Source organism: Actinoplanes philippinensis (assembly GCF_900113015.1).
GTDB classification, from domain to species: domain Bacteria; phylum Actinomycetota; class Actinomycetes; order Mycobacteriales; family Micromonosporaceae; genus Actinoplanes; species Actinoplanes philippinensis.
In genome coordinates, this window is the sequence record NZ_FONV01000003.1 from 340,147 (window position 1) to 361,506 (window position 21,360).

Below are 21,360 nucleotides of genomic sequence, written 5' to 3' on the forward strand. Positions count from 1 at the left end.
TGGGTTCGCCGTCGCTACGGTTTCGCGGTGCGCAACCGCTACCTGGACACGCTCCGTGCCGCGGCGATCGTCCGGGTCGTCGTCTATCACCACTTCGGATGGGCGTGGCTGTCGCTCGCCCTGCCGGCGATGGGCGTCATGTTCGCGGTCGCCGGCTCGCTGACCGCGGCCTCCCTGGACCGGCGGCCGGCCGGAGCGGTCGTGGCGTCCCGGCTGCGCCGGCTGCTGCCGCCGCTGTGGCTGCTCGGCGCGGTCGTCGTCCCGGCCATGCTCACCACCGGCTGGGCCCGGGAGTCCGGCGGCGCGCACCCGTACAGCCCGGCCGGTCTTCTGCTCTGGATCCTGCCGCTGGCCGACCCGCCCGGCAGCGACGCCGCGGTCGACGCGTGGGAGCCGCTCTGGTACATCCGCGCCTACCTGTGGTTCGTGCTGCTCACCCCCCTGCTGTACGCGCTGTGGAAGAGGGTGGGCTGGGTGCTGGTCGCGGCGCCGATCGCCGGTCTGGCCCTGCTCGACAAGACCGGCCTGACCCTGCCGGACGCCGCCGACGCGGCCCTGTGGGACCTGGTCACCTACGGCGCCTGCTGGATCACCGGGTTCGCGCACCGTGACGGCCGGCTGGCCCGGCTGCACCCCGCCGTCGTGTTCTGGGGCGCGATCGGGCTCGGCGCGGCCGCCCTCTACTGGCAGAGCGGGCACCAGGGCGAGGACGTGTGGGACCTGAACGACGTGTCCGAGTCGCAGGCGCTGTGGTCGCTGGCGTTCGTGCTGCTCGTGCTGCGCTGGCAGCCGGACATGACGCGGCTGTCCCGGATCCGGCCGCTGGACCGGCTGGTCGGCCTGCTCAACGGGCGGGCCGTCACGATCTACCTGTGGCACAACATCGCCATCGCCGGGATCTGGCCGGTGCTGGAACTCGCCGGGCACGACGACCTCGGCCGGTGGGAGAAGCCGGTCACCCTGGCGATGACGGTGCTGCTCACCGGGGTGGCGGTGCTGACGTTCGGCTGGGTCGAGGACCTGGCGGCGGGCCGCGCTCCACGGGTGTGGCCCGCCTATCTGCCACCCGCGCCGGCCGTCCCGCCCGCGGAGGCGCCCGCCCGGGAGCGGGACGAGCCGCCGCGCCCGCCGGAGCAGGAACGCCGGCACGTCGCCGACGAGCCGGTCACCGAACGGATCGCCCACGACATGCCGGTGGCCGGGCGGCAACCCGGCCGGGCCGGCGCGCACGGTGGAGTGCCGTGGGCCGGGAACACCGTGCCGCTGCCCCGCGGTCCGCGGCCGCCGCTGCGGTTCACCGGCCGCGACGGCGCCCCCTGAGCAGGCCGGTCCCGGTGTGCGGAGGGCGGCCACGCACCGGGACCGGCCGACCCGTTCAGCCCGGGAGGGCCACTGTCGGCGGGCGGCGTACGGCGTACCCCCGGAATGCTTTGAAAGCCGAGCGGAGCTCGGGAAACGCTGGCTAGCCTGAGGCCGTGGGGGGGCTGCCGGGCGGTGTGCTGACTCCGGCGCCGGCCGCCGGAGTGTCCGCGCTGGTGTTCCGGGCCGGGCCGCTCTACTGCGCGCTGCCGCTCGCCGACGTCATCGAGACCATGCGCCCGCTGCGGACCCGGCCGCTCGCCGGCACCCCGCCCTACGTGCGCGGGCTGACCATCCTGCGTGGCGCGCCGGCCCCGGTGATCGACATGACCCGTCTGCTGACCGGCGTGGAGGCGCCGATCGACAGGTATGTGGCGGTGCGGGCCGGCCGCGGCCCGGTCGCCTGCGCCACCGGCCCGGTGCTCGGCGTGCAGGATGTCCAGGTGGCGCCGCCGGAGGGGCCGGCCGCGCTGTTCACCGGAGTCTCCAAGGCCCTGATCGCGGCCGTCGGCACGGTCGGGACGGAGCCGCTGCTGCTGCTGCGCAGCATCGCCGCCGTGCCCGACGAGGTGTGGGAGGCCGCCGGTGGCACGCCACCTGAGGTCCCGTCATGATCGCCGCGGCGTCGCTGACCCGGTTCCGGGAGCTGCTGCAGAGACGCCTCGGCTGGACGTTCGTCGACAACGACCTGGGGCACACCGCCGACGTGCTGGCCGCCCGCGCCCAGGCGCACGGGCTCACCGAGCGGGAGTACCTGGACCGGCTGGCCGGGCGCCGGTGGACCGCCGAGACCGCCGAGCTGGCGAGCGCGCTGAGCATCACCGAGACCTACTTCTTCCGGCACACCGAGCAGTTCCGGGTGCTGTCCGAACGGGTGCTGCCGGAGCTGATCGACACCCGGTCCGGGCAGCGGGTGCTGCGGCTGCTGTCGGTCGGCTGTTCGTCCGGCGAGGAGGCGTACTCGCTGGCCATCGCGGCGATCCGGGCCCGGCCGGGACCGGACTGGATCGTGACGGTGACCGGTGTCGACGCCAACCGGGAGATGCTGCGCCGGGCCCGGGAGGCCGTCTACTCGGCGTGGTCGCTGCGGGACACCCCGGACGACGTGCGCCGGCGCTGGTTCCGGCCGGTCGAGGACGGTTTCCGGGTGGCCGACGAGGTGACGGCGACGGTCCGGTTCGTCGAGCACAACGTGGCCGGCGACGACCCGCAGCTGTGGCATCCGGCCCGCTACGACGTGATCTTCTGCCGCAACCTGCTGATGTACCTGACCGCGGACGTCGCCGCCGAGCTGATCCGCCGGATGACCCGGACCCTGACCGACGGCGGGTTCCTCTTCCTCGGGCACACCGACTCGCTCGGCAGCCACCCCGACGGGCTGGACGTGTGCCACGTCGACGGCACCGTCTACTACCAGCGGCGGGTGGTCGCGGCGCCCCGCGAGCCGGTGCCCGCTCCGCCACCGCGCCGGGTCACGCCCGCTCCCCCGCCACCGCCGCGCCCACCGGACCGGCAGCGGGTGCTCGGGCTGATGCGCGACGACCGGTTCGCCGAGGCCCTGGACGCCGCCGGGACCGGCGACTCGCTCACCCGTGGTGTGCTGCTGGCCCAGCTCGGCCGGGTCGACGAGGCCCGGGACACCGCCAACCGGCTGCTGCACGCCGGTGGGCCGCAGGCCGACGCCCACCATCTGCTCGGCGTCTGTCACGAGCTGGACTGCGCGGACCGGGCGGCCGGGCAGTATCGTCTCGCCGCCTACCTGGACCCCCGGTTCGCGATGCCCCGGCTCCGGATGGGCCTGCTCGCCCGGCGGCGCGGCGACGACCGGGGCGCCGCCGACCATCTGTCCGGCGCGCTGGAGCTGCTCCCCACCGAGAGCGACGAGCGGATCGTGCACTTCGGCGGCGGGTTCGGCCGGCTCGCCCTGACCACGCTGTGCCGCACCGAGCTGGAAGCATGCGGGGTCCGCCGATGACCCGGGCGACAGTGGCCGAGCGGGTGGCCCGCCTGCGCGACGACTTCGACAGGTCCTTCGCCGACCCGGCCCGCGTCTTCGACGACGAGAACATCGAGCTTCTGGCGGTACGGGCGGGCGAGCGGCCGTACGCGATCCGGCTGGACCAGTCCTCCGGCGTCCATCCCGACCGGCCGGTGACGGCCCTGCCCACCACGGTCCGGGCGCTGCTCGGGGTGGCCGGCTACGCGGGCACCGTGGTTCCCGTCTACGACCTGGCCGGGCTGCTCGGCCACCCGGTCCCGCAGCGGCCCCGCTGGCTGCTGCTCACCACCGGCGCCCCGCCGCTGGCGCTCGCCTTCCACGAGCTGGACCGGCACCTGCGGGTCCCGGCTGCCGACGTCATCGACGGGACGGCCGACGGGGCCGGGCAGCGCGGCTGCCTGCGCGGCATGGTACGGCTCGCCGACGGCGACCGGCCGATCGTGGACGTGCCGGCCGCGCGGGAGCTCGTACATCAGCTGGCCGGACACCGGCCCGTCCCCGAGGAGATCCGATGATGGCCGGGCGCACCTACGGCGGGAAACTGGCGATCGGTGTCGGGATAACCGTCACGCTGACCCTGCTCACCATCGTGACGTCGGTAGTCGGGCTGGTGTTCGTGGTCAAGGCGAAGGACGCCACCATCGCGTCGGCGACCGAGTGTCTCTCCGGTGCGGAGAACCTGAGCCGGCTGATGGAGAAGCGGATCGCCGACTACCGGGCGTACCTGCTCAACAAGTCACCGGAGAGCGCCCGGCTGACCGAGGAGAGCCACCGGTCGTTCCGTCAGCTGCTCGGCGAGATGGGCTGCGCGAGTGGCGACGCGGAATCCAAGGCGAAGCTCACCGACATAACGGCCCTCGACGACAAGCACGCCGCGGCGACCACCGAGATGATGACCACCCGGACACAGACCGACGACATCGAGGAGATCAACCGGCTGAACGACACCAGGGTGGTGCCGATCCGGGACGCGCTGCAGAAGGCGCTCACCGACCTGACCGAACTGGTCAGGATCGACGTGGCGGAGAGCCGCCAGGCGTCGTCGGACCGGGCCACCCAGGCGATGGTGCTGGTCGTCAGCCTCGGTGTGCTCACCACGATCAGCGCGGTCCTGGTCGCGCTGCGGCTGAGCCGGGACCTCAAGCGCGAGGTCGGTACCGCGGTCGGGCACATCCAGAGCTCGTCGGCCCAGTTGGAGGCGGCGGCCGCGCAGCAGGTCAGCGGCGGCCGGGACCAGGCCAGCGCGATGAGCGAGATCACCACGACGATCAGCGAGCTGCTGATCACCTCCCGGCAGATCGCGGACAGCGCCCAGCGGGTGTCGAAGATCGCCGAGGAGACCGAGGCCGCCGCCCGCGCCGGGGACGCCACCATCGACCAGACCCGCACGTCGATCGGCACGATCCGCTCCCAGGTCGACCAGATCGTCCAGCACATGCTCGCGCTGGGCGAGAAGTCGCAGCAGATCGGCCAGGTGGTGGATCTCGTGTCGGAGCTGGCCGAGCAGACCAACATCCTGGCCATCAACGCGACCATCGAGGCCAGCGGGGCCGGCGAGTGGGGGCGGCGGTTCGCGGTGGTGGCCGAGGAGATCCGCAAGCTCGCCGACCGTACCGCGGGGTCGGCCAAGGAGATCCGGGCGCTGATCGAGGACGTCCGGGGCGCGGTCAACACCACCGTGATGGCCACCGAGATCGGGGCGAAGGCGGTCGACGCGGGGGCCCGGCAGTTCGACGACGCCACCAACTCGTTCCGGGAGATCGTGCAGCTGGTCGCCACCACCAACGACGCCACCCGGGAGATCGAGCTGTCCACCAAGCAGCAGACCACCGCCGTCGAGCAGGTCAACGTGGCCGCCTCGGACACCGCCCGGGTGTCCCGGGAGACCGAGGCCAGCGCGGTGCAGACCAAACAGACCGCCGCCCACCTGAGTACCCTCTCCAGTGACCTGCTGGAAATGGTCGGTACCGGGCGTCACTGATGGCCGACGGCAAGGACCCTCTCCGGTACTTCCGGATCGAGGCACGCGAGCTGATCGACCAGATCAGCGCGGGCGTGCTCGATCTGGACCAGCGGGCCGGGCCGGAGCCGGTGGCGAAGCTGCTCCGCTTCGCGCACACGCTCAAGGGCGCGGCCCGGGTCGTCAAGCAGAAGGACATCGCCGACCGGGCGCACGCGTTCGAGGAGATCCTGGTCCCGCACCGGGCCGACGCCGGGCCGCTGGCCGCCGAGGAGATGCGCGAGCTGCTCCGCCTCAACGACGAGATCGCGGCCCACGTCGCCGCCATGGAGAAGCCACCGCCGCCCGCGGAGACGGCGCCGGAGCCGGCCGCGGCCCACGAGCCGGAGCCGGAGCCGGCCGAGCCGATCACCCATCGGGCCGCCACCCAGGACCTCGACGAACTGCTCGACGCGATCGGCGAGACCAACACCCGGATGGCGCCGCTGCGGGCCGGCTGCGCCACCGTCGAGCGTCTGCAACGGTCCGCCGCGAACCTCGCCGACCAGCTGCGCCTCGACCGGGGCACGGCCGGCGGGCCGGCGCGGGCCGCGGCGGTCCGGCTCGCCGGGGAGCTGGGCTCGGCCGGCCGCCGGTTCACCGACGCCGTGGACCAGATCGAACGCGAGCTCGACGACGTACGGGCCAAGGCCGAGGGGCTGCGGCTGGTGCCGGTCAGCTCGGTCTTCACCGCGCTGCGCCGGGCCGTCCGGGACGCCGCCGACGCCGAGGGCCGGCGGGTCCGGTTCGCCGCCCGGGGCGCCGGGATCCGGATGGGCGCGCACCTGCTCGGCCCGGTCAGCGGCGCGTTCCTGCACGTGGTCCGCAACGCGGTGGCGCACGGGATCGAGCCGGAGGACGTACGGCTCGCGGCCGGCAAGCCCGCCGAGGGTACGGTCACCGTCGAGGTCGAGCGGCGCGGGCGGTTCGCGGTGTTCCGGTGCGTCGACGACGGGCGCGGCTTCGATCTGGACGCGTTGCGGCGTACCGCCGAGGACCGTGGCCTGCTGCCGCCCGGCGGCCCGCCGCCGGACATCGACGACCTGCTGCGCCTGGTCCTGCAGGGCGGCATCAGCACGTCGCCGTCGGTCACCGAGGTGGCCGGCCGCGGCATCGGCATGGACGCCGTCCGGGACGTCGCCGACCAGCTGCACGGCGAGGTGACGGTACGCAGCAGGCCCGGCCACGGCGCCACGGTGGAGCTGATGTTCCCGCTGGCGCTGCTGGCGATGACCGGGCTGATCGTCGAGGCCGGCGGCACCGTGGCCACGCTGCCGCTGGACACCGTCCGGGCGTGCGTACGGCTCGGCGCCGGCGAGGCTACCGCCGCCGTCGCGAGCGGACGGCTGGTCCACGAGGACACCGCCGCCCCGTTCCTGCCGCTGGCCGAAGCCCTCTACGCCGGGTCGACGGTGCCCGACTCGCCCGGCATCGGCGCCGCCGTCGTGGTGAACGGCCCGTCCGGTGTCTTCGCCATCGGTGTGGACCGGCTCGCCGGCACGTCCGCCCTGGTGGCCCGCCCGCTGCCGGACCTCGCCCCGGCGTCGCCGGTGATCGGCAGCGTCGCCGTCGACGCCGACGGCAACCCGCGGCTGGTGCTGGACCCGGCCGGGCTGGCCGACGAGGTGCTGCGCAGACATCGGAGCGACCGGCCGGCGGCCGCCGCGCAGGCCGAGCCGCTGCCGATCCTGGTGGTCGACGACTCGCTGACCACCCGGATGCTGGAGCGCAGCATCCTGGAGTCGGCCGGGTACGAGGTGGACCTGGCCGCCTCCGGCGAGGAGGGGCTGGAGAAGGCCCGATCCCGGTCGTACGGCCTGTTCCTCACCGACATCGACATGCCCGGCATCGACGGGTTCACCTTCGTCGAGCGGACCCGCGCCGACCCGCAGCTCGCCGTCGTCCCGGCGATCCTGGTCAGCTCGCGGGCCAGCGCCGCCGACCGGGACCGCGGGCGGGCGGCGGGGGCCAGCGCCTACGTGGTGAAGGGCGAGTTCGACCAGGAGCAGTTGCTGGAGCACATCCGGCGTCTGGTGGTCCGCACATGACGCGGGTGCTGATCGTCGAGGACTCCGCGACCATGCGGCACCACCTGCGGGAGGCGCTGCAGCCCGACCCGCAGCTGGAGATCGTCGGCGAGGCCGCGAACGGGGAACAGGCGGTGCAGATGGTCGCGCGGCTGCGGCCGGACGTGATCACCATGGACATGATGCTGCCGGGGATCAGCGGGCTGGCCGCCACCGAGCAGATCATGGCGGAGCACCCGACCCCGATCCTGGTGGTGTCGTCGGCCGACCGCGAGGAGCTGTTCAGCACGTACAACGCGCTGGCCGCCGGGGCGGTCGACGTGATGGAGAAGCCACGCGGCGACGACTCGGACGCCGACTGGGCGGTGCGTCTGCGGACGTCGCTGCGGATGGTCGCCCGGATCCGGGTGATCACCCATCCCCGGGCCCGGCTGGGCCGGCGTGACACCCCGGTGCCGCCGGCCGGCCCGGTCCCGGCACCGGTGACGCCGCCCGGCGGGCTGGCCGTGGTGGCGGTGGGCGCCTCCACCGGCGGTCCGGCCGCTCTCACCGAGCTGATCCGCGGGCTCCCGCCGGCCTTTCCCACCCCGGTGCTGGCGGTGCAGCACATCGCGGCCAGCGAGCAGTTCGCCGTCGCGTTCTCCGACTGGCTGGCCGGGCAGACCGGCCGGGACGTGCGCTACGCCCGCGACGGCGCCCCGGTCGAGCACGGCGCCGGGCGGATCCTGCTGGCGCCGCCGGACCGGCACCTGTTCGTCCGGGACGGTCTGCTGCGGCTGAGCGCCGGGCCGCCCCGGCACTCCTGCCGGCCGTCGGTGGACGTGCTGTTCGAGTCGGTGGCCGACGAGTACGGCCCGAACGCGGCCGGCTGCCTGCTCACCGGGATGGGCCGGGACGGGGCGAGCGGGCTGCTGCAGATGCGCAACCGGGGGGCCGTCACGTTCGCCCAGGACGAGCACAGCAGCATCGTCTACGGCATGCCGCGGGAGGCGGCGCTGCTCGGGGCGGCCGCGCAGGTGCTGCCGCCGGGCCGGATCGCCGCCCGGCTGGGCGAGCTCACGGCGGTCCGCCGATGACACCGACCGTGCTGATCGTCGACGACAGCCTGACCGTACGGATGGACCTGCACGAGGCGTTCTCCGACGACGGGTTCGCGACGATCCTGTGCGCCACCGGGGAGGAGGCGCGCACCGCGTTCACCGGGGCCAGTTTCCAGGCGGCCGTGCTGGACGTGCTGCTGCCCGACGCCGACGGCCTGGAGCTGCTCACCGAGCTGCGGCGCACCCCCGGCCGGGACGGGGTGGTGACGATGCTGCTGTCCAGCGAGAGCGAGGTCACCGACCGGCTGGCCGGGCTGCGGATCGGCGCCGACGAGTACGTGGGCAAACCCTACGACGCGGGGTACGTGGTGGCGCGTACCCGCCAACTGCTCGGGGAGACGCCGGACCGGGCCGCCGACCGCCCCACCGTCCTGGTGATCGACGACAGCATGACGTTCCGGGAGCGGCTGCGTGACCTGCTCGAACCGGAGGGCTACACGGTCCTGGCCGCGGCCGGCGGGGAGGAGGGCCTGCGGATGGCCGCCGACCGCCGCCCCAACGCGGTGATCGTCGACGGGGTGATGCCGGGCATCGACGGCGCCACCGTGATCCGCCGGATCCGGCTCGACCCGGCGCTGCGCGACACCCCGTGCCTGCTGATGACGGCCGCCGACGACTACGCCACCGAGATGCAGATGCTCGACGCGGGCGCTGACGCGTTCGTCCGCAAGCAGCAGGATCTCGCGGTGGTGCTGGCGAAGCTGGCGGCGGTGCTGCGGCAGAGCGCCGAACAGCTGCCGATCGAGGCGCTCGGCGGCCTGCACGGGCCGGGCAAGGTGCTGACCGTCGGGCCGGACCGTGACGAGCTGGACCGCTGGGCCGAGGTGCTGCGCGCCGACGGGTACGACGTGGTGCACGCCGCAGGCATCGACGACGCCCTCGACCTGCTCGCCGCCCAGCCGGTCGACTGCATCGTGATCGGCCTCGACGACGACGTGGACCGGGCCCGGGAGGACTGCCGCCGGCTGCGGGCGGTGCCGCAGGTCGGTGATCTGCCGGTGGTGATGACCGGCGCCGAGGAGCGCATGCTGGACTGCCTGGCGGCCGGCGCCGACGACTACGTGCGCGACACCGACGTGCCGGAGGGGCTGCGGGTGCACGTACGCGCGCAGATCCGCCGCAAGCAGTCGCACGACGAGGCCCGCCGCATCCGGGAGGAGCTGATGCGCCGCGAGCTGGACGCCGCCGAGGAGCGGGCCGCCCGGCAGCTCGCCGAGACCCGGGCGGCGCTGGTCGAGGAGCTGGAGTGGCGCAACCGGGAGCTGGAGGCGTTCTCCGGGTCGGTGTCGCACGACCTGCGCGGCCCGCTCCAGGTGATCAGCAGTTTCGCCGAGCACATGCTGGAGGAGGAAGAGGAGCCGCTCGGCGAGAAGACCCGGTACCGGCTGACCCGGATGCACGCGGCCGCGATGCGGATGGCCGACCTCGTCGAGTCGCTGCTGATCCTGGCCCGGGCCAGCCGCGGCGAGTTGCGGCGGGAGCGTTTCGACATGACGGCGACGGCCCGCCAGGTGATCGGCGACGTCGCGGCCCGCGACCCGGAACGGCAGGTGACCTTCACGGTACGGGAGGAGATGACTGCCGACGCCGACGAGGGCCTGGTCCGGGTGATCCTGGAGAACCTGATCAACAACGCGGTGAAGTTCACCCGCAAGGTGGACGCCCCGGTCGTCGAGGTGGGCGCCGACGCGGGGCGGTTCTACGTGCGGGACAACGGCGCCGGGTTCCCGGCCGAGCAGGCGGGGCAGCTGTTCCGGCCGTTCGCCCGGCTGCACGACGCCCGCGACTTCCCCGGCACCGGCATCGGGCTGACCACCGTGCACCGGGCGGTCGAGCGGCACGGCGGGGAGATCTGGGCGGAGAGCGAGGAGGGCCGCGGCGCGACCTTCTGGTTCACGCTCCCCCCGGCCGACCACCCCGGGCCCGAGCGGCGCGGCACGGCACGCCGCTCGGGATAGCACGATCTCGGGGCTCGCCGGGACGGTCCGCCGGCCGGGAGCGGCCGGCGGACCGGACGGCCGGTCAGTCGGTGCCGAGTGCGGTCACCGGGCTCACCCGGGCGGCCCGGCGGGCCGGCAGGACACCGGCCAGCGCGGTCAGCGCGACCAGCACGGCGAACACCCCGGCGAGCTGCCACACCGGGAAGGTGAGCGGCGCGTCGTTGGCGAGGGCCGAGATGGCGAGCCAGGCGTACGGGACTCCCAGCGCCAGCCCGAGCACCGCGCCGATCACCCCGTACAGGGCGGACTCGGTGGTGAGCATGGCGTGCAGGCCACCGCGGGACATGCCGACCGCACGGAGCAGGCCGGACTCGCGGACCCGTTCGACGACCGACAGCGCGGTGGTGGCGCCGACGCCGACGATCGCGATGAGGACGGTCAGCCCGATCAGGGCCAGCGCGATCACCATCAGGGTCGCCAGGGCGCTGTTGATCTGGTCGCGCTGGTCGGCGAGGACCTCGACGCTGAGATCCGGCTGGGCGCCGGCGGCGGCCCGGAGCGCCTGCAGGCCGGCGGAGCGGCCCTCCTCCCCGGAGCCGGCGGCGTCGGCGAGGACCCCGGTCGGTGCTGCGGGCACCCCGAGCCGGGTCAGGTCGGACGGGTCGAGCAGGGCCTCGGTGTGCAGCGGGGTCTGCCCGCCGAGCACGGCCGCGACGGTGAGGCGTACCTCCTTGCCCTCGCGTTTGAGGGTGATCTGGCCGCCGGTGCCGACCCCGGCGATGTCGGCGAGGTATCCGGCGATGATCGCCTTGCCGGGGGCGAGGTCGGTGACGTCGCCGGAGGTGGTGTCCAGCCCGGCGAGGCGGGGCAGCGCGGTCATCGACAGGTCGGTGGCCCCGGCGTCCTGGTAGTCGCCGATGGTGATCTTGCCGGCCCACCGGTAGGGGGTGACCCGGGTCAGCTCGGTGCTCTGCTTCGCCCGGTCGGTGACGGCGGCGGTGAGGACGGTTCCGACGTCGCCCTTGAGCTCGAAGTCGGCGGGCGCGGCCGCGATGGTCTCCCGTTCGGCGAGGATCCGGACCGAGTCCCCGCAGACCAGCACCCCGGTGAGCAGGGTGACGCCGAGCGCGACCACCACCGACACGGCGGCGGCGCGGCGGGCGCTGCCGCCGACCCCGCCGACGGCGAGCCGGCCGACCGGGCCGAACTTGCGCAGCGGCCATCCGGCGAGCACCAGGACCGGGCGGACCAGCACCGGCCCGAGCGCGATCAGCGCCACGAACGCCAGGCCGCCGGACGCGACGATGCCGAGCAGCAGGCGCTGCGCGTCGACATCGTCGTCGGGGGTCTTCGGCAGGCCGGTCCAGACCGCGTAGGCGACCCCGGCGGCGGCGATCACGAGCAGCACACCGGTGATCGCCCGGAGCCGGCCGACACCCTGCTTCGCGCCGGTGGTGGCAGCCGACCGCAGCGCCTCCAGCGGGGCGACACGCGCCGCGGACAGCGCCGGGGCGAGGACGGCGACGACCGTGATCAGCACGGCCAGGCCGACGGTTCCGGCCGCCTCGGCGACCGGGAAGCCGGGGCTCGCCACCTCGAAGCCGAACGCGGACAGCGCCGGCGGGATCAGGTGGCCGACGGCGAGGGCCGCGATCACGCCGGTGACGCCGACGACCAGGCCGGTCAGCGCGCCCTCGGCGGCCAGCGCGCGGGTCAGCGCGCCCCGGCCGGCGCCGACCGCACGCAGCAGGGCCAGCTGGCGCATCCGCTGGGCGAAGACGATCCGGAACGTGGAGGCGGCGATCAGGCCGGCCGCGAGCACGGCGACCGCGACGAACACCTTGACCACGATGAACACCTGGTCGACCTGGTCGGCGGCCTGGCGGGCCTCGGCGAGGCGGGTGTCGGCGCCGGTCGCGACCTCGGGCGGGCTCTCACCCCTGACCTGGGCGGCGATCTTCTCCGATACGGCCGACGCGTCCGCGCCGGCGTCGAGACGGATGTCGACCCGATCGAGCCAGTCGTAACCGGCGACACTGGCGGTGGGCAGCAGCCCGTACGCCAGGAAACCGAAGTCCTCACGCGCCTGTACCACCCCGACCACGGTGAGGGTGACCGGTTTGGCGTCGCCGCCGGGCGACACGGTGTGTTTCGAGCCGACGGTCAGCGCCATCCGCTCGACGGTGCGCGGGGTGACCGCGATCTCGCCGGCCGCCGTCGGGTAGCGGCCCTCGGTGACCGTGACGGTGCTCAGCGGCCCGCTGCCCGGGTCGGTGGCGATGACCAGGTTGCCGGCCGGCATCCGGACCCCGATCGAGGTACGGGGCACCGCCTCGGCCACGCCCGGGATCCGGCTGATCGTGTCGAGGTCGGCCGTCTTGATCTGGCCGTTCTGGACGACCAGGTCGACGGCCTCCGGGGTGCCGCTGAGCCCGTTGAGGACGCTGCGTTCGGTGATCTGCTGGGCCAGGACGGTGGCGTAGACGACGAACGAGGCGACGAGCACGGCCAGGCCGGTGAGCATCAGCCGGGCGGGGCGTTTGCCGACGCCGGCGAGCTGGGTGCGCAGGACGGGATTCACCGGCCGGCCGCCAGGCTCTGCAGGGCGTCGGTGACGGCGGCGATGTCCGGGTCGTGGATCTCCCCGGCGAGCCGGCCGTCGGCGAGCATGACGACCCGGTCGGCGTACGCCGCGGCGCCCGGGTCGTGGGTGACCATGACGATCGTCTGGCCCAGGTTGCGGGCCGAGTCGCGGAGCAGGGCGAGCACCTCGGCGCCGGACCGGGAGTCGAGGTTGCCGGTCGGCTCGTCGGCGAAGACCACCTCGGGCCGGGAGACCAGGGCGCGGGCCAGGGCGACGCGCTGCTGCTGGCCGCCGGAGAGTTCGGCGGGCCGGTGGCCGAGGCGCCCGGCCAGGCCGAGCGTGGTGATCAGCCGGTCCTGGAACTCGGTGTCGACCTTGCGGCCGGCCAGGTCGAGCGGAAGCGTGATGTTGGCGGCCGCGGTGAGCTGCGGCAGCAGGTTGAACGACTGGAAGACGAAACCGATCCGCTCACGCCGGGCCTTGGTGAGCACCTTGTCCGGCTGCTTGGTCAGGTCGGTGCCGCCGAGCAGCACCTGACCGGAGGTGGCGGTGTCCAGTCCGGCGAGGCAGTGCATGAGCGTGGACTTGCCGGACCCGGACGGGCCCATGATCGCGGTGAACCGGCCGCGTTCGAAGCCCACGGTGACGCCGTCGAGCGCGCGGACCGCGGTGTCGCCCGAGCCGTACACCTTCACCAGGTCGACGGCCGCGACCGCCGCCAGGCCGTCGCGTTCCGTCACGGGTGAGGACTGCCTCTGCATGTGAGCTCCAAGCTCGTCGAAGAATCGGACAGGAGGGATACTGGCCGATCGATGGGATGGGCCACATCCGCCCGCTGTCGGGGAGCCGGGTCTTACTTTCGGCCGATGATGACCGTCACCGGGCCGCCTACGCTGGGTCACGATGATGAACCTCGCCCTGCTCCGGATGGGTCAGCTCGCCGCTCTCGGGGCGCTGGCCCTGCTCGGCATCCTCGATCTGCACGGCGGCCTGGCGTCGGGCAGTCTCGAGGTGACGGTGTGGCGGGTGGGCGCCGCGATCGCCGCGGCCGCGGTGTGGCTGCCGGCGCACCGGCAGGGCTCGGCCCGCCTGCCTCGGGCCGCGCTCGTGCTGGGCACGCACTCGCTGCTGTTGACCGCCCTGCTGTTCCTCTACGGCGGCACGTCGTACAACTCGCTGTGGGGTCTGGCCGAGTCGGCGGCCCTGCTCGGCGTGCTGATGGTGGTGTCGCGCCGGGGCCGCTCCGACTGGGCGCTCCCGGCGGTGGCGGTGGTGCTGCTGGCGGTCGGCATGCTGCCGTTGCGGGCCGGGTCGGAGAGCATCGTCATCACGTTCGGGCTGATCCAGGCGCTGGCCGGGGCGGCCGCCATCGGGGTCGGCATCTATCTGCGCACGCTGGAGGGCAACCGGCAGCGGGCGGTCGACGCCATCCGCGCCGAGCAGCGCACCGAGTTCGCCCGTGACCTGCACGACTTCATCGCCCACCACGTGACCGGGATCGTGGTGCAGGCGCAGGGCGCCCGGTTCATCGCCGAGCAGGACCCGCAGCGGGTGCTGCTCGCGCTGGAGCAGATCGAGCAGGCCGGGGCGGAGACGATGGCGTCGATGCGGCGGATGGTCGGCGTGCTGCGCGACCCGGATTCGCGACCGGACGCGCCGCTCGCCCCGGTGTCCGGGGTGTCCGACCTGGAGACGCTGGTCGGGCAGTTCGACGCGGCCGGCGGCCCGTCGGCCCGGCTGCACGTGGACGGGGAGCTGGCCGGGCTGCCCGTGGAGGTGTCGACGTCGGCCTACCGGGTGGTGATGGAGGCGCTCACCAACATCCGGCAGCACGCGGTGGAGGCGTCGTCGGTGGACGTGCTGATCACCCGTACCCCCTTGCAGTTGATGGTGCGGGTGCGCAACGACGGGCCCGGGCCCCGTACGCCCACGGTGCGGGAACGTCCGGGGTACGGTCTCGTCGGTCTCGCCGAACGGGTCCGCGCCGTGGGCGGCCGGATCACGGCGGGCCCGGGCGTCGGCGGCGGATGGATCGTCGACGCGGTGCTGCCGCTGGAATGGAGCAATTCTTGATCCGGGTTCTGATCGCCGACGACCAGGCGATGGTCCGCACCGGCTTCGGCATGATCATCGGCGCTCAGCCGGACATGGAGGTGGTCGGTGAGGCCGCCGACGGGGTGGACGCGGTCGCCGAGGCGCGCCGGTTGAAGCCGGACGTGGCGCTGATGGACATCCGGATGCCGCGGATGGACGGCCTGCAGGCGCTGCGGCTGCTCGCCGGCCCGGACGTGCCCGATCCGGTGAAGGTGGTCGTGGTGACCACCTTCGACCTCGACGAGTACGTGCATCAGGCGCTGCTCGGTGGCGCGGCCGGCTTCCTGCTGAAGGACTCCGGCCCGGCGCTGCTGGTGGAGGCGGTCCGGGCGGCGGCCTCCGGGGACGCGCTGATCAGCCCGTCGATCACGGTCCGGCTGCTGCAGCACCTGTCGGCGCCCGCGCCCGCCGGTGGTGACGGCGGCCTGTCCCCGCGGGAGCTGGAGGTGGTCCGTCTGACCGCCCGCGGCCAGACCAACGCGGAGATCGCCGGTGAGCTGTTCATCTCGGTCGGCACGGTGAAGACCCACCTCGGCAGCATCCACGCCAAGCTGGGCACCCGGAACCGGGTGGAGATCGCCGCGTGGGCCTGGGAGCGCCGGCTGGTCAGCTGACGGCGTGGCGCTGGCCCGCGGTGAGCAGCGCGGCGACCGGCGGTTCGGCGCCCTCGGACGAGCGGACCCGGGTCCACAGGCTCCGGGCCGCCTGCCGGGCCGGGCCGAGCCGGTGGCGGGCGATCAGCCGGGCCTCCGAGCGCATCCGGGCGCTGCGGCCGACCGGCGCCGACGGCTGGTAACCGAACTTCGTCAGCCGGTGCCCGAAGGCCGCCTCGCACCGGCGCAGCTCGTCCTCGGTGAGCCGGGTACGCCAGCTCTGGATCCGCTCGGTGGTGGGCGCCTGATGGGTGAGCGTGTGCCACGTCTTGTACTCCGGGACGGCGACCGACGCGAGCCTGTCCGGCGCGCTCATCGCCGGGTCGTACGCCTCGCCGAGGAACCCGCAGATCCGGCGCAGGTGGGGTTCCGGGTCGGCGACCAGGTCCTCGTAGCGGACCTGGTGGTAGACGTCCGCCGGGTAGCGCCGGGCGGCCAGCAGCGACGCGTCGGCCGACTGCGCCCAGTAGTCGACGAGCGTGCCGAAGTCGGACGGCTTCCACGGCGTCTCCTTGAGCGACGCCACGCAGTCCCGGCCGTCCCGCATGATGTTGATGATCTGCGCGTCCGGGAACAGCCGCAGGATGGTCGGCAGGTGCCGCAGGTAGAGCGGCCGTTTGTCGCCCCAGCGCGGCTTGCCGAACCGGTGCGCGTAGCTCCGGAAGACGATGCCGAACGCGGAGCCCAGCGTCGGCGGGCCGGCCACGATCGCCTCGGCCGTCTCGTCCGGGTCCAGGCCGAGGTCCGCGAACTGTGACGACGCGACGACGAACCCGGCCAGCTCGCGCCGCCGCGCCGGATCGGTGAGATCGCCGAACCGGGCGCGCCTCTGGTAGGCGGCCAGCAGGAACCGGGTCTCCGGGGGCAGCGCGATCCGGGGGTGGGCGTGCAGCATCAGTTGCAGCATCGTGGTGCCGGACCGGGGGCAGCCGACGACGAAGATCGGGCGGTCCGAATGACCCAGCGCAGTCATGTCGCTCCTCTTCCAGGTCATCCCTTCGATCGTGATGACCCGGTAGAGGTTTCGTAACGAGCCTGTGCGGCCGGAAGGGAGACGCTGTCGGCCGCCTGTGAGCCGGCCGGCCGGGTGCTGAACCAGCAGCCCGCCACCACCAGCGCGAACCCGCCGATCGTGCCCGCCCCGATCGGCTCGTCGAGCAGCGCCACGCCCAGCAGGACCGCGACCACCGGGTTGAAGTAGGTGATCAGGCCCGCCCGGTTGGGCCCGGCGAGCGCGATCAGGCGGTAGAAGGCGAGCAGGGCGACCGCCGTGCAGAGCACCCCGAGGATCGCGAGCGCGCCCCACGAACGGGCGCTGACCGGCCCGGCGGGCAGGTTGAGCAGGGCGGCCGGCGCCAGCACGACGGTGGTGATCACGGTGGTGCCGACGGTCAGCGCCTCCGGCGGCACGTCGGCGACCCGCCGCTGGACCAGCATCGTGGCGACCGCGTAACTGACCGCCGCGGTCAGCACCATGGCGGCGCCGAGCAGGCCGTACCGGTCGCCGCCCAGGTCGAGGCCGACCAGCACGACCACCCCGGCGAAGCCGAGCACCAGGCCGAGGACGCGTCCCGGGGTCAGCGGCTCGGCGCGGGCCATCAGCAGCGCGATGACCACCGGCTCGACCGCGATCAGGATGCCGGTCAGCGACGACGTGATGTGCTGCTCGCCGTAGGTGATCAGCAGGAACGGGCCGATGATGTGCACCGCCGAGATCAGGGCGACCGCACGGATCCGGCCGCGCAGGGCCGTGAGGGTGCCGCGGATCAGGGCGAACGGGATCAGCACGGCGGCGGCGACGGCGGTCCGGCCGGCCACCACGAGCACCGGCGACAGGTCCTCGATCGCGACCTTGATGAGCAGGTACGGGATGCCCCAGAGGAACGAGACCAGCACGAACAACGACCAGGCGAGACGATTCACCCCCTCAGCCTGACCGCGTACGGTAGTAAGCGGAAGCGGTCACTTACTGATGCCGTGTTAAGGAAAACTGATGATCGATCCGCGTCGCCTGCAGGTGCTCACCGAGGTCGCCCGGCAGGGCAGCTTCAACCGCGCCGCCGCCGAGCTGCGGCTCACCCCGTCCGCGGTGTCCCAGCAGATCAGCGCGCTGGAGCGGACCGTCGGCACCCCGGTCGTCCGGCGCAGCACCCGCGGCGTCGAGCTGACCGACGCCGGCCGGGTGCTCACCGAGACCGCCGCCACCATCGCCGCCGAGCTGCTCACCGCCGAGCGTGAGATCGCCCGGCTGGCCACGGTCGGCGCCGAGCGGCTCACCGTGGCCACCTTCACCAGCGGCGGCCAGCGGATCCTGCCGCACGCGCTGACCCGGTTCACCCGGGACCGGCCCGATGTCGAGCTGACCGTCATCGAGAGCGAGCCCGAGGACAGCCTGGCGCTGGTCCGCTCCGGCGCGGCCGACCTGGCGCTCGTCTACCACTTCGACGGCCCGCCGCAGATCCCGGCAGGGCTCGACTTCACGCCGCTGCTCGAGGACCCGATGTGGATCGTGATGCCGGCCGGGCACCGGCACGCCGGCCGCGCCGAGCTGGCCATCGCCCAGCTCGCCGGCGAGCGCTGGGTGCACGGCTGCCTGTGGGTGGGCGAGATCCTGGAGCACTACGCGGCGATGGCCGGGTTCGAGGTGATCACCGCGTGCCGGGGCACCGACTACCAGTTCGCGCAGTCGCTGGTCCGGGCCGGGGTGGGCATCGCGCTGATCCCCGAGGTGGCGCTCACCACCGACGCGGCCGGCCTCACCGCGGCCCGGCTGCTGCCGCCCGGCCCGTGCCGGTACGTCGGGGCCGCCACCTCCCGGCGGCGGCGCACCGACCCGCTGGTCGCCGGGCTGCTCGGCGAGCTGCGCGACACGGTGGCCGCACTGCCCGCCACCCCGCTGGCTACAGCGTGATCCAGTAACGGCGGATCCGGCCGATCTCGGTGTCCCGCACGTCCTCCAGGACACCGCCGTTGCGCTCGATCGTGCGCGCCGAGGCGCCGTTGTCCACATTGCAGGTGATCAGCACCCGCTCCAGGCCCCGGGCACGGGCCTCCGGCAGGATGCGGGCCAGGGCCCAGCTCGCCAGGCCGTTGCCGCGGGCCGACGGGCGCAGGCCGTAACCGATGTGGCCGCCGGCCTCCAGCAGGAAGTCGTTCAGCTCGTGGCGCAGCGCGATCGCGCCCAGGTAACGGTCACCCTCGACGATCCAGCGGAACGTGCACGGCACCCAGCCGTCCGGCGCCTGCTTCTCCGCGTCGGTCAGCCGGGCCACCCAGTCGGCGAAACCCTCCGGCGAGTCGACGTCGTCGGTCTCACGCACGCCCGCGCCGTCCTGGTGGACGCCACGGCCCCACTCGTCACGGGACTCGATCCAGGAAGCGTGCAGGGCGGCGGTCGGCGCTGTCAGTTCGGGCATGCGCCGACCGTACCCATGCTGTCCAAGGCTTTTCCGGCGGGCCTCAGCCCGCCGCCAGCGCGAGAAGCCGCTGGATCTGCCCCTGCCGCGCCTCCGTCATGCGTTCGGCCAGATCAACCGCCGCGGGGTACGACCCACCGCCGGCCTCCATCCGGATGGTCTCCATCGCGTTGTGCAGGTTGCCGAGCAGCAGCGCCACCGCAGCCCTGTCGAACTCGGCGCCCGCCAGCGCGCGCAGGCCCTCGAAGTCCTCCTCGCGCAGCGAGTGCAGGTCGCCGTGCCCGGCGTGCAGCCCCACCGACGGGTCCGCCGCCAGCGGCCGGCCCCACTGCTCGAGCCAGCCCCGCATCGTGTCGTGCTCGGTGCGCCACTGGCCGCGCAGCTCCCCGGCGACCGCGCGGATCCGCGGGTCGGCCGCCCGGGCCTCGGCCAGCTCCGCGACCCGGTCGCCCTCGGTGATCTGCGCCAGCCCCATCTGCAGGAACATCACGTCGGTGTCGTTGCCCGCGGGCGCCGCCGGCTCGTCCGCGCCGCACGCCGCCAGCAGGCACACCAGCAGCAGGGTGAGGGCGGCCCGGCAGGCCCGGCCGCCCGTTCCGGCTAGACGGCGGCCCACAGCGCCGCGACGTACGGGGGCTCCCAGCCGGTCAGCGCGGTGTGCGCCTGCCGGCACTGGTAGGTGGCGCCGTTGTAGGTCACCCGGTCGCCCGCCCGGTACGCGGTGCCGGCCTTCCACGAGGTCGCCCCGGGGTTGGTCGTCTGCGTCGGGGTCGGCGTCGGTGTCGGCGTGGTCGGCGTCGGGGTGGGGGTGGTCGGCGTAGGCGTCGGGGTGGTGACGCCGCCGAAGTTCAGGTCCACGCACGAGTAGAACGCGTTGATCGTGTCGGCCACGTTCCACCGGGCCAGCACGGTCTGCCGTCCGGTGTAGCCGGCGAAGTTCACCGTGTGCGACTTGGTGGCCCCCGGCTGCGCCCCGTTGTCGTTGAACGACGCGACCAGCCTGTTGCCGATGAAGTACTCCCACGTCGAGGTGGCGTGGCGGGCGGTCAGCACCCAGTTGAAGGTGACGCTGGTGCCGGCGTTCGCCGCCGGCCAGCTCTTGGCGCCGTCGTTCAGGACGGTGAACCGGCTGGTGCCGCCGTTGCACTGCATCGAACCCTTGGGCGCCTCGACGCTCTGCGGCTCGTAGACGATGTCGCCGCAGCCGGAGACCGCGCCGCTCGCGCAGTTCGCCTGACGGCTGGGCGGGGAGGAGATGTAGCCGTGCGCGGACGCCGGGGAGACGGCCACGAAGAGGGATCCGCCGACCGCGGCGACGGTCAGCGCGGGAAGGGTGAACCTGCGTCGCATGCTTGCTCCTTGTCAAGTGTTGCGTGTTCACCAACGTAAATTAAAGACTCCTTACAGTAAACAGTGTTAAGGAATTTTTAGGGCTCGTTACGCTCGTACGATGTCCGTTGACCTGTTCGCCGGAATCTCCGTGAGCGACTATCCGGCCGCCCTCAGCTGGTATCGGAAGCTGTTCGGCGGGCCGCCCGCGTTCTCACCCAACGACGTCGAGTCGGTGTGGGAGATCGCCGAGCACCGGTACGTCTACGTCGAGCACCGGCCCGCCCACGCCGGGCACGGCCTGATCACCCTCTTCACCGGGGACCTCGACGACCGGGTCGCCGGGATCGCGGAGCGCGGGCTGACGCCGGATCGGGAGGAGACGTACGAGAACGGCGTCCGCAAGATCACTTACCGCGATCCGGACGGCAACGAGATCGGCTTCGGCGGCGGGCCGGGCTGAATGTCGTACCCGGGTGGCATGCTGCGGGCGTGAAGGTGGAGTTCGAGAGCGAGTTGTGGGTGTGGGACGCGCGGCGCGACGAGACCTGGACGTTCGTCAGCCTGCCGGTGGAGGCGTCCGAGGAGATCCGTGACGTGGCCGGCGGGTTCCGGCGCGGGTTCGGGTCGCTGCGGGTGCGGGCCACGGTCGGGCGCACCTCCTGGACGACCTCGATCTTCCCGGACAGCGGCCGCAACGCCTACGTGCTGCCGGTGAAACGGGCGATCCGCACCGCCGAGTCACTGACCGCCGGCGACATCGCCACCGTGACCGTCGAGCTGCTCGACCTCTGACCGGCGACGCCCGGCCTCACGGGGCGGCAGCCCGCAACCGGCGGCCATCGACCTGACGGGGCGAC

Annotated in this window: 20 protein-coding genes; 13 read left to right on the forward strand and 7 right to left on the reverse strand. The window is 73.7% G+C overall.

Annotated elements, in window-relative coordinates:
• The first annotated feature begins 27 nt into the window (after positions 1 to 27).
• From BM290_RS08435 to BM290_RS08470, 8 genes are all read left to right on the forward strand, one after another.
• Complete coding sequence (locus BM290_RS08435; RefSeq protein WP_093611751.1) at positions 28 to 1,320, forward strand: acyltransferase family protein; 1,293 nt, start codon at positions 28 to 30, stop codon at positions 1,318 to 1,320.
• A gap of 155 nt (positions 1,321 to 1,475) precedes the next feature.
• Entirely contained in the window at positions 1,476 to 1,973 is a 498-nt protein-coding gene (locus BM290_RS08440) for a chemotaxis protein CheW (RefSeq protein WP_239143233.1), read from the forward strand.
• Positions 1,970 to 3,334 carry a CheR family methyltransferase gene (locus BM290_RS08445; RefSeq protein ID WP_093611753.1) on the forward strand — a complete coding sequence of 455 codons (1,365 nt, stop codon included), beginning with the start codon at positions 1,970 to 1,972 and terminating at the stop codon, positions 3,332 to 3,334. The genes BM290_RS08440 and BM290_RS08445 overlap by 4 nt, the downstream gene beginning before the upstream one ends.
• A complete protein-coding gene (locus tag BM290_RS08450) occupies positions 3,331 to 3,873 on the forward strand; it encodes a chemotaxis protein CheW (RefSeq protein WP_093612429.1) in 543 nt (180 codons plus the stop codon). The genes BM290_RS08445 and BM290_RS08450 overlap by 4 nt, the downstream gene beginning before the upstream one ends.
• Complete coding sequence (locus tag BM290_RS08455) at positions 3,870 to 5,339, forward strand: methyl-accepting chemotaxis protein (RefSeq protein ID WP_093611755.1); 1,470 nt, start codon at positions 3,870 to 3,872, stop codon at positions 5,337 to 5,339. Before BM290_RS08450 ends, BM290_RS08455 begins: the two co-directional genes overlap by 4 nt.
• Positions 5,339 to 7,405 carry a hybrid sensor histidine kinase/response regulator gene (locus tag BM290_RS08460; protein WP_093611757.1) on the forward strand — a complete coding sequence of 689 codons (2,067 nt, stop codon included), beginning with the start codon at positions 5,339 to 5,341 and terminating at the stop codon, positions 7,403 to 7,405. Before BM290_RS08455 ends, BM290_RS08460 begins: the two co-directional genes overlap by 1 nt.
• Positions 7,402 to 8,460: a chemotaxis-specific protein-glutamate methyltransferase CheB gene (gene cheB / locus BM290_RS08465; RefSeq protein WP_093611759.1), complete on the forward strand. Its 1,059-nt coding sequence runs from the start codon at positions 7,402 to 7,404 to the stop codon at positions 8,458 to 8,460. Before BM290_RS08460 ends, cheB begins: the two co-directional genes overlap by 4 nt.
• Entirely contained in the window at positions 8,457 to 10,442 is a 1,986-nt protein-coding gene (locus BM290_RS08470) for a response regulator (protein ID WP_093611761.1), read from the forward strand. The genes cheB and BM290_RS08470 overlap by 4 nt, the downstream gene beginning before the upstream one ends.
• Before the next feature lie 64 nt (positions 10,443 to 10,506).
• Here BM290_RS08470 and BM290_RS08475 read toward each other — a convergent pair whose 3' ends face one another.
• The gene (locus tag BM290_RS08475) at positions 10,507 to 13,005 is read right to left on the reverse strand and encodes an FtsX-like permease family protein (protein ID WP_093611763.1); all 2,499 of its coding nucleotides are present in this window, start codon (positions 13,003 to 13,005) and stop codon (positions 10,507 to 10,509) included.
• A complete protein-coding gene (locus BM290_RS08480; protein ID WP_093611765.1) occupies positions 13,002 to 13,769 on the reverse strand; it encodes an ABC transporter ATP-binding protein in 768 nt (255 codons plus the stop codon). Before BM290_RS08480 ends, BM290_RS08475 begins: the two co-directional genes overlap by 4 nt.
• Positions 13,770 to 13,911: 142 nt before the next feature.
• On the opposite strand from BM290_RS08480, the gene BM290_RS08485 reads away from it, so the two are divergent.
• Entirely contained in the window at positions 13,912 to 15,081 is a 1,170-nt protein-coding gene (locus BM290_RS08485; protein WP_093611767.1) for a sensor histidine kinase, read from the forward strand.
• Positions 15,078 to 15,716, forward strand: a complete 639-nt coding sequence (locus BM290_RS08490; protein ID WP_093611769.1) for a response regulator — start codon at positions 15,078 to 15,080, stop codon at positions 15,714 to 15,716. Before BM290_RS08485 ends, BM290_RS08490 begins: the two co-directional genes overlap by 4 nt.
• On the opposite strand, the gene BM290_RS08495 is transcribed toward BM290_RS08490, so the two are convergent.
• Together BM290_RS08495 and BM290_RS08500 are read right to left on the reverse strand one after the other, a co-directional pair.
• Positions 15,709 to 16,728, reverse strand: a complete 1,020-nt coding sequence (locus BM290_RS08495; RefSeq protein WP_093611771.1) for a sulfotransferase family protein — start codon at positions 16,726 to 16,728, stop codon at positions 15,709 to 15,711. The two genes, BM290_RS08490 and BM290_RS08495, sit on opposite strands and share 8 nt — an antisense overlap.
• 17 nt (positions 16,729 to 16,745) lie before the next feature.
• Positions 16,746 to 17,678 carry a DMT family transporter gene (locus BM290_RS08500; RefSeq protein ID WP_093611773.1) on the reverse strand — a complete coding sequence of 311 codons (933 nt, stop codon included), beginning with the start codon at positions 17,676 to 17,678 and terminating at the stop codon, positions 16,746 to 16,748.
• A gap of 70 nt (positions 17,679 to 17,748) precedes the next feature.
• Between BM290_RS08500 and BM290_RS08505 the strand changes: the two genes are divergently transcribed.
• Positions 17,749 to 18,666 (forward strand): LysR family transcriptional regulator, encoded by a 918-nt coding sequence (locus BM290_RS08505; RefSeq protein ID WP_093611775.1) that lies wholly within the window; start codon positions 17,749 to 17,751, stop codon positions 18,664 to 18,666.
• Here the strand turns inward: BM290_RS08505 and BM290_RS08510 are convergent.
• Genes BM290_RS08510 through BM290_RS08520 form a run of 3 tightly spaced genes read right to left on the reverse strand, consistent with a single transcriptional unit; the run spans position 18,656 to position 20,521 of the window.
• Entirely contained in the window at positions 18,656 to 19,171 is a 516-nt protein-coding gene (locus BM290_RS08510; RefSeq protein WP_093611777.1) for a GNAT family N-acetyltransferase, read from the reverse strand. The two genes, BM290_RS08505 and BM290_RS08510, sit on opposite strands and share 11 nt — an antisense overlap.
• Positions 19,172 to 19,214: 43 nt before the next feature.
• A complete protein-coding gene (locus BM290_RS08515; protein ID WP_275413073.1) occupies positions 19,215 to 19,787 on the reverse strand; it encodes a DUF305 domain-containing protein in 573 nt (190 codons plus the stop codon).
• A complete protein-coding gene (locus BM290_RS08520; RefSeq protein WP_093611779.1) occupies positions 19,772 to 20,521 on the reverse strand; it encodes a lytic polysaccharide monooxygenase in 750 nt (249 codons plus the stop codon). The genes BM290_RS08515 and BM290_RS08520 overlap by 16 nt, the downstream gene beginning before the upstream one ends.
• A gap of 100 nt (positions 20,522 to 20,621) precedes the next feature.
• Here BM290_RS08520 and BM290_RS08525 point away from each other — a divergent pair, with 100 nt between their 5' ends.
• Both BM290_RS08525 and BM290_RS08530 read left to right on the forward strand, forming a co-directional pair.
• On the forward strand, positions 20,622 to 20,963 hold the full coding sequence (locus BM290_RS08525; protein WP_093611781.1) for a VOC family protein: 342 nt from the start codon (positions 20,622 to 20,624) through the stop codon (positions 20,961 to 20,963).
• A 29-nt stretch (positions 20,964 to 20,992) separates the two neighbouring features.
• Positions 20,993 to 21,295, forward strand: a complete 303-nt coding sequence (locus tag BM290_RS08530; protein WP_093611783.1) for a DUF1905 domain-containing protein — start codon at positions 20,993 to 20,995, stop codon at positions 21,293 to 21,295.
• Positions 21,296 to 21,360 lie beyond the last annotated feature (65 nt).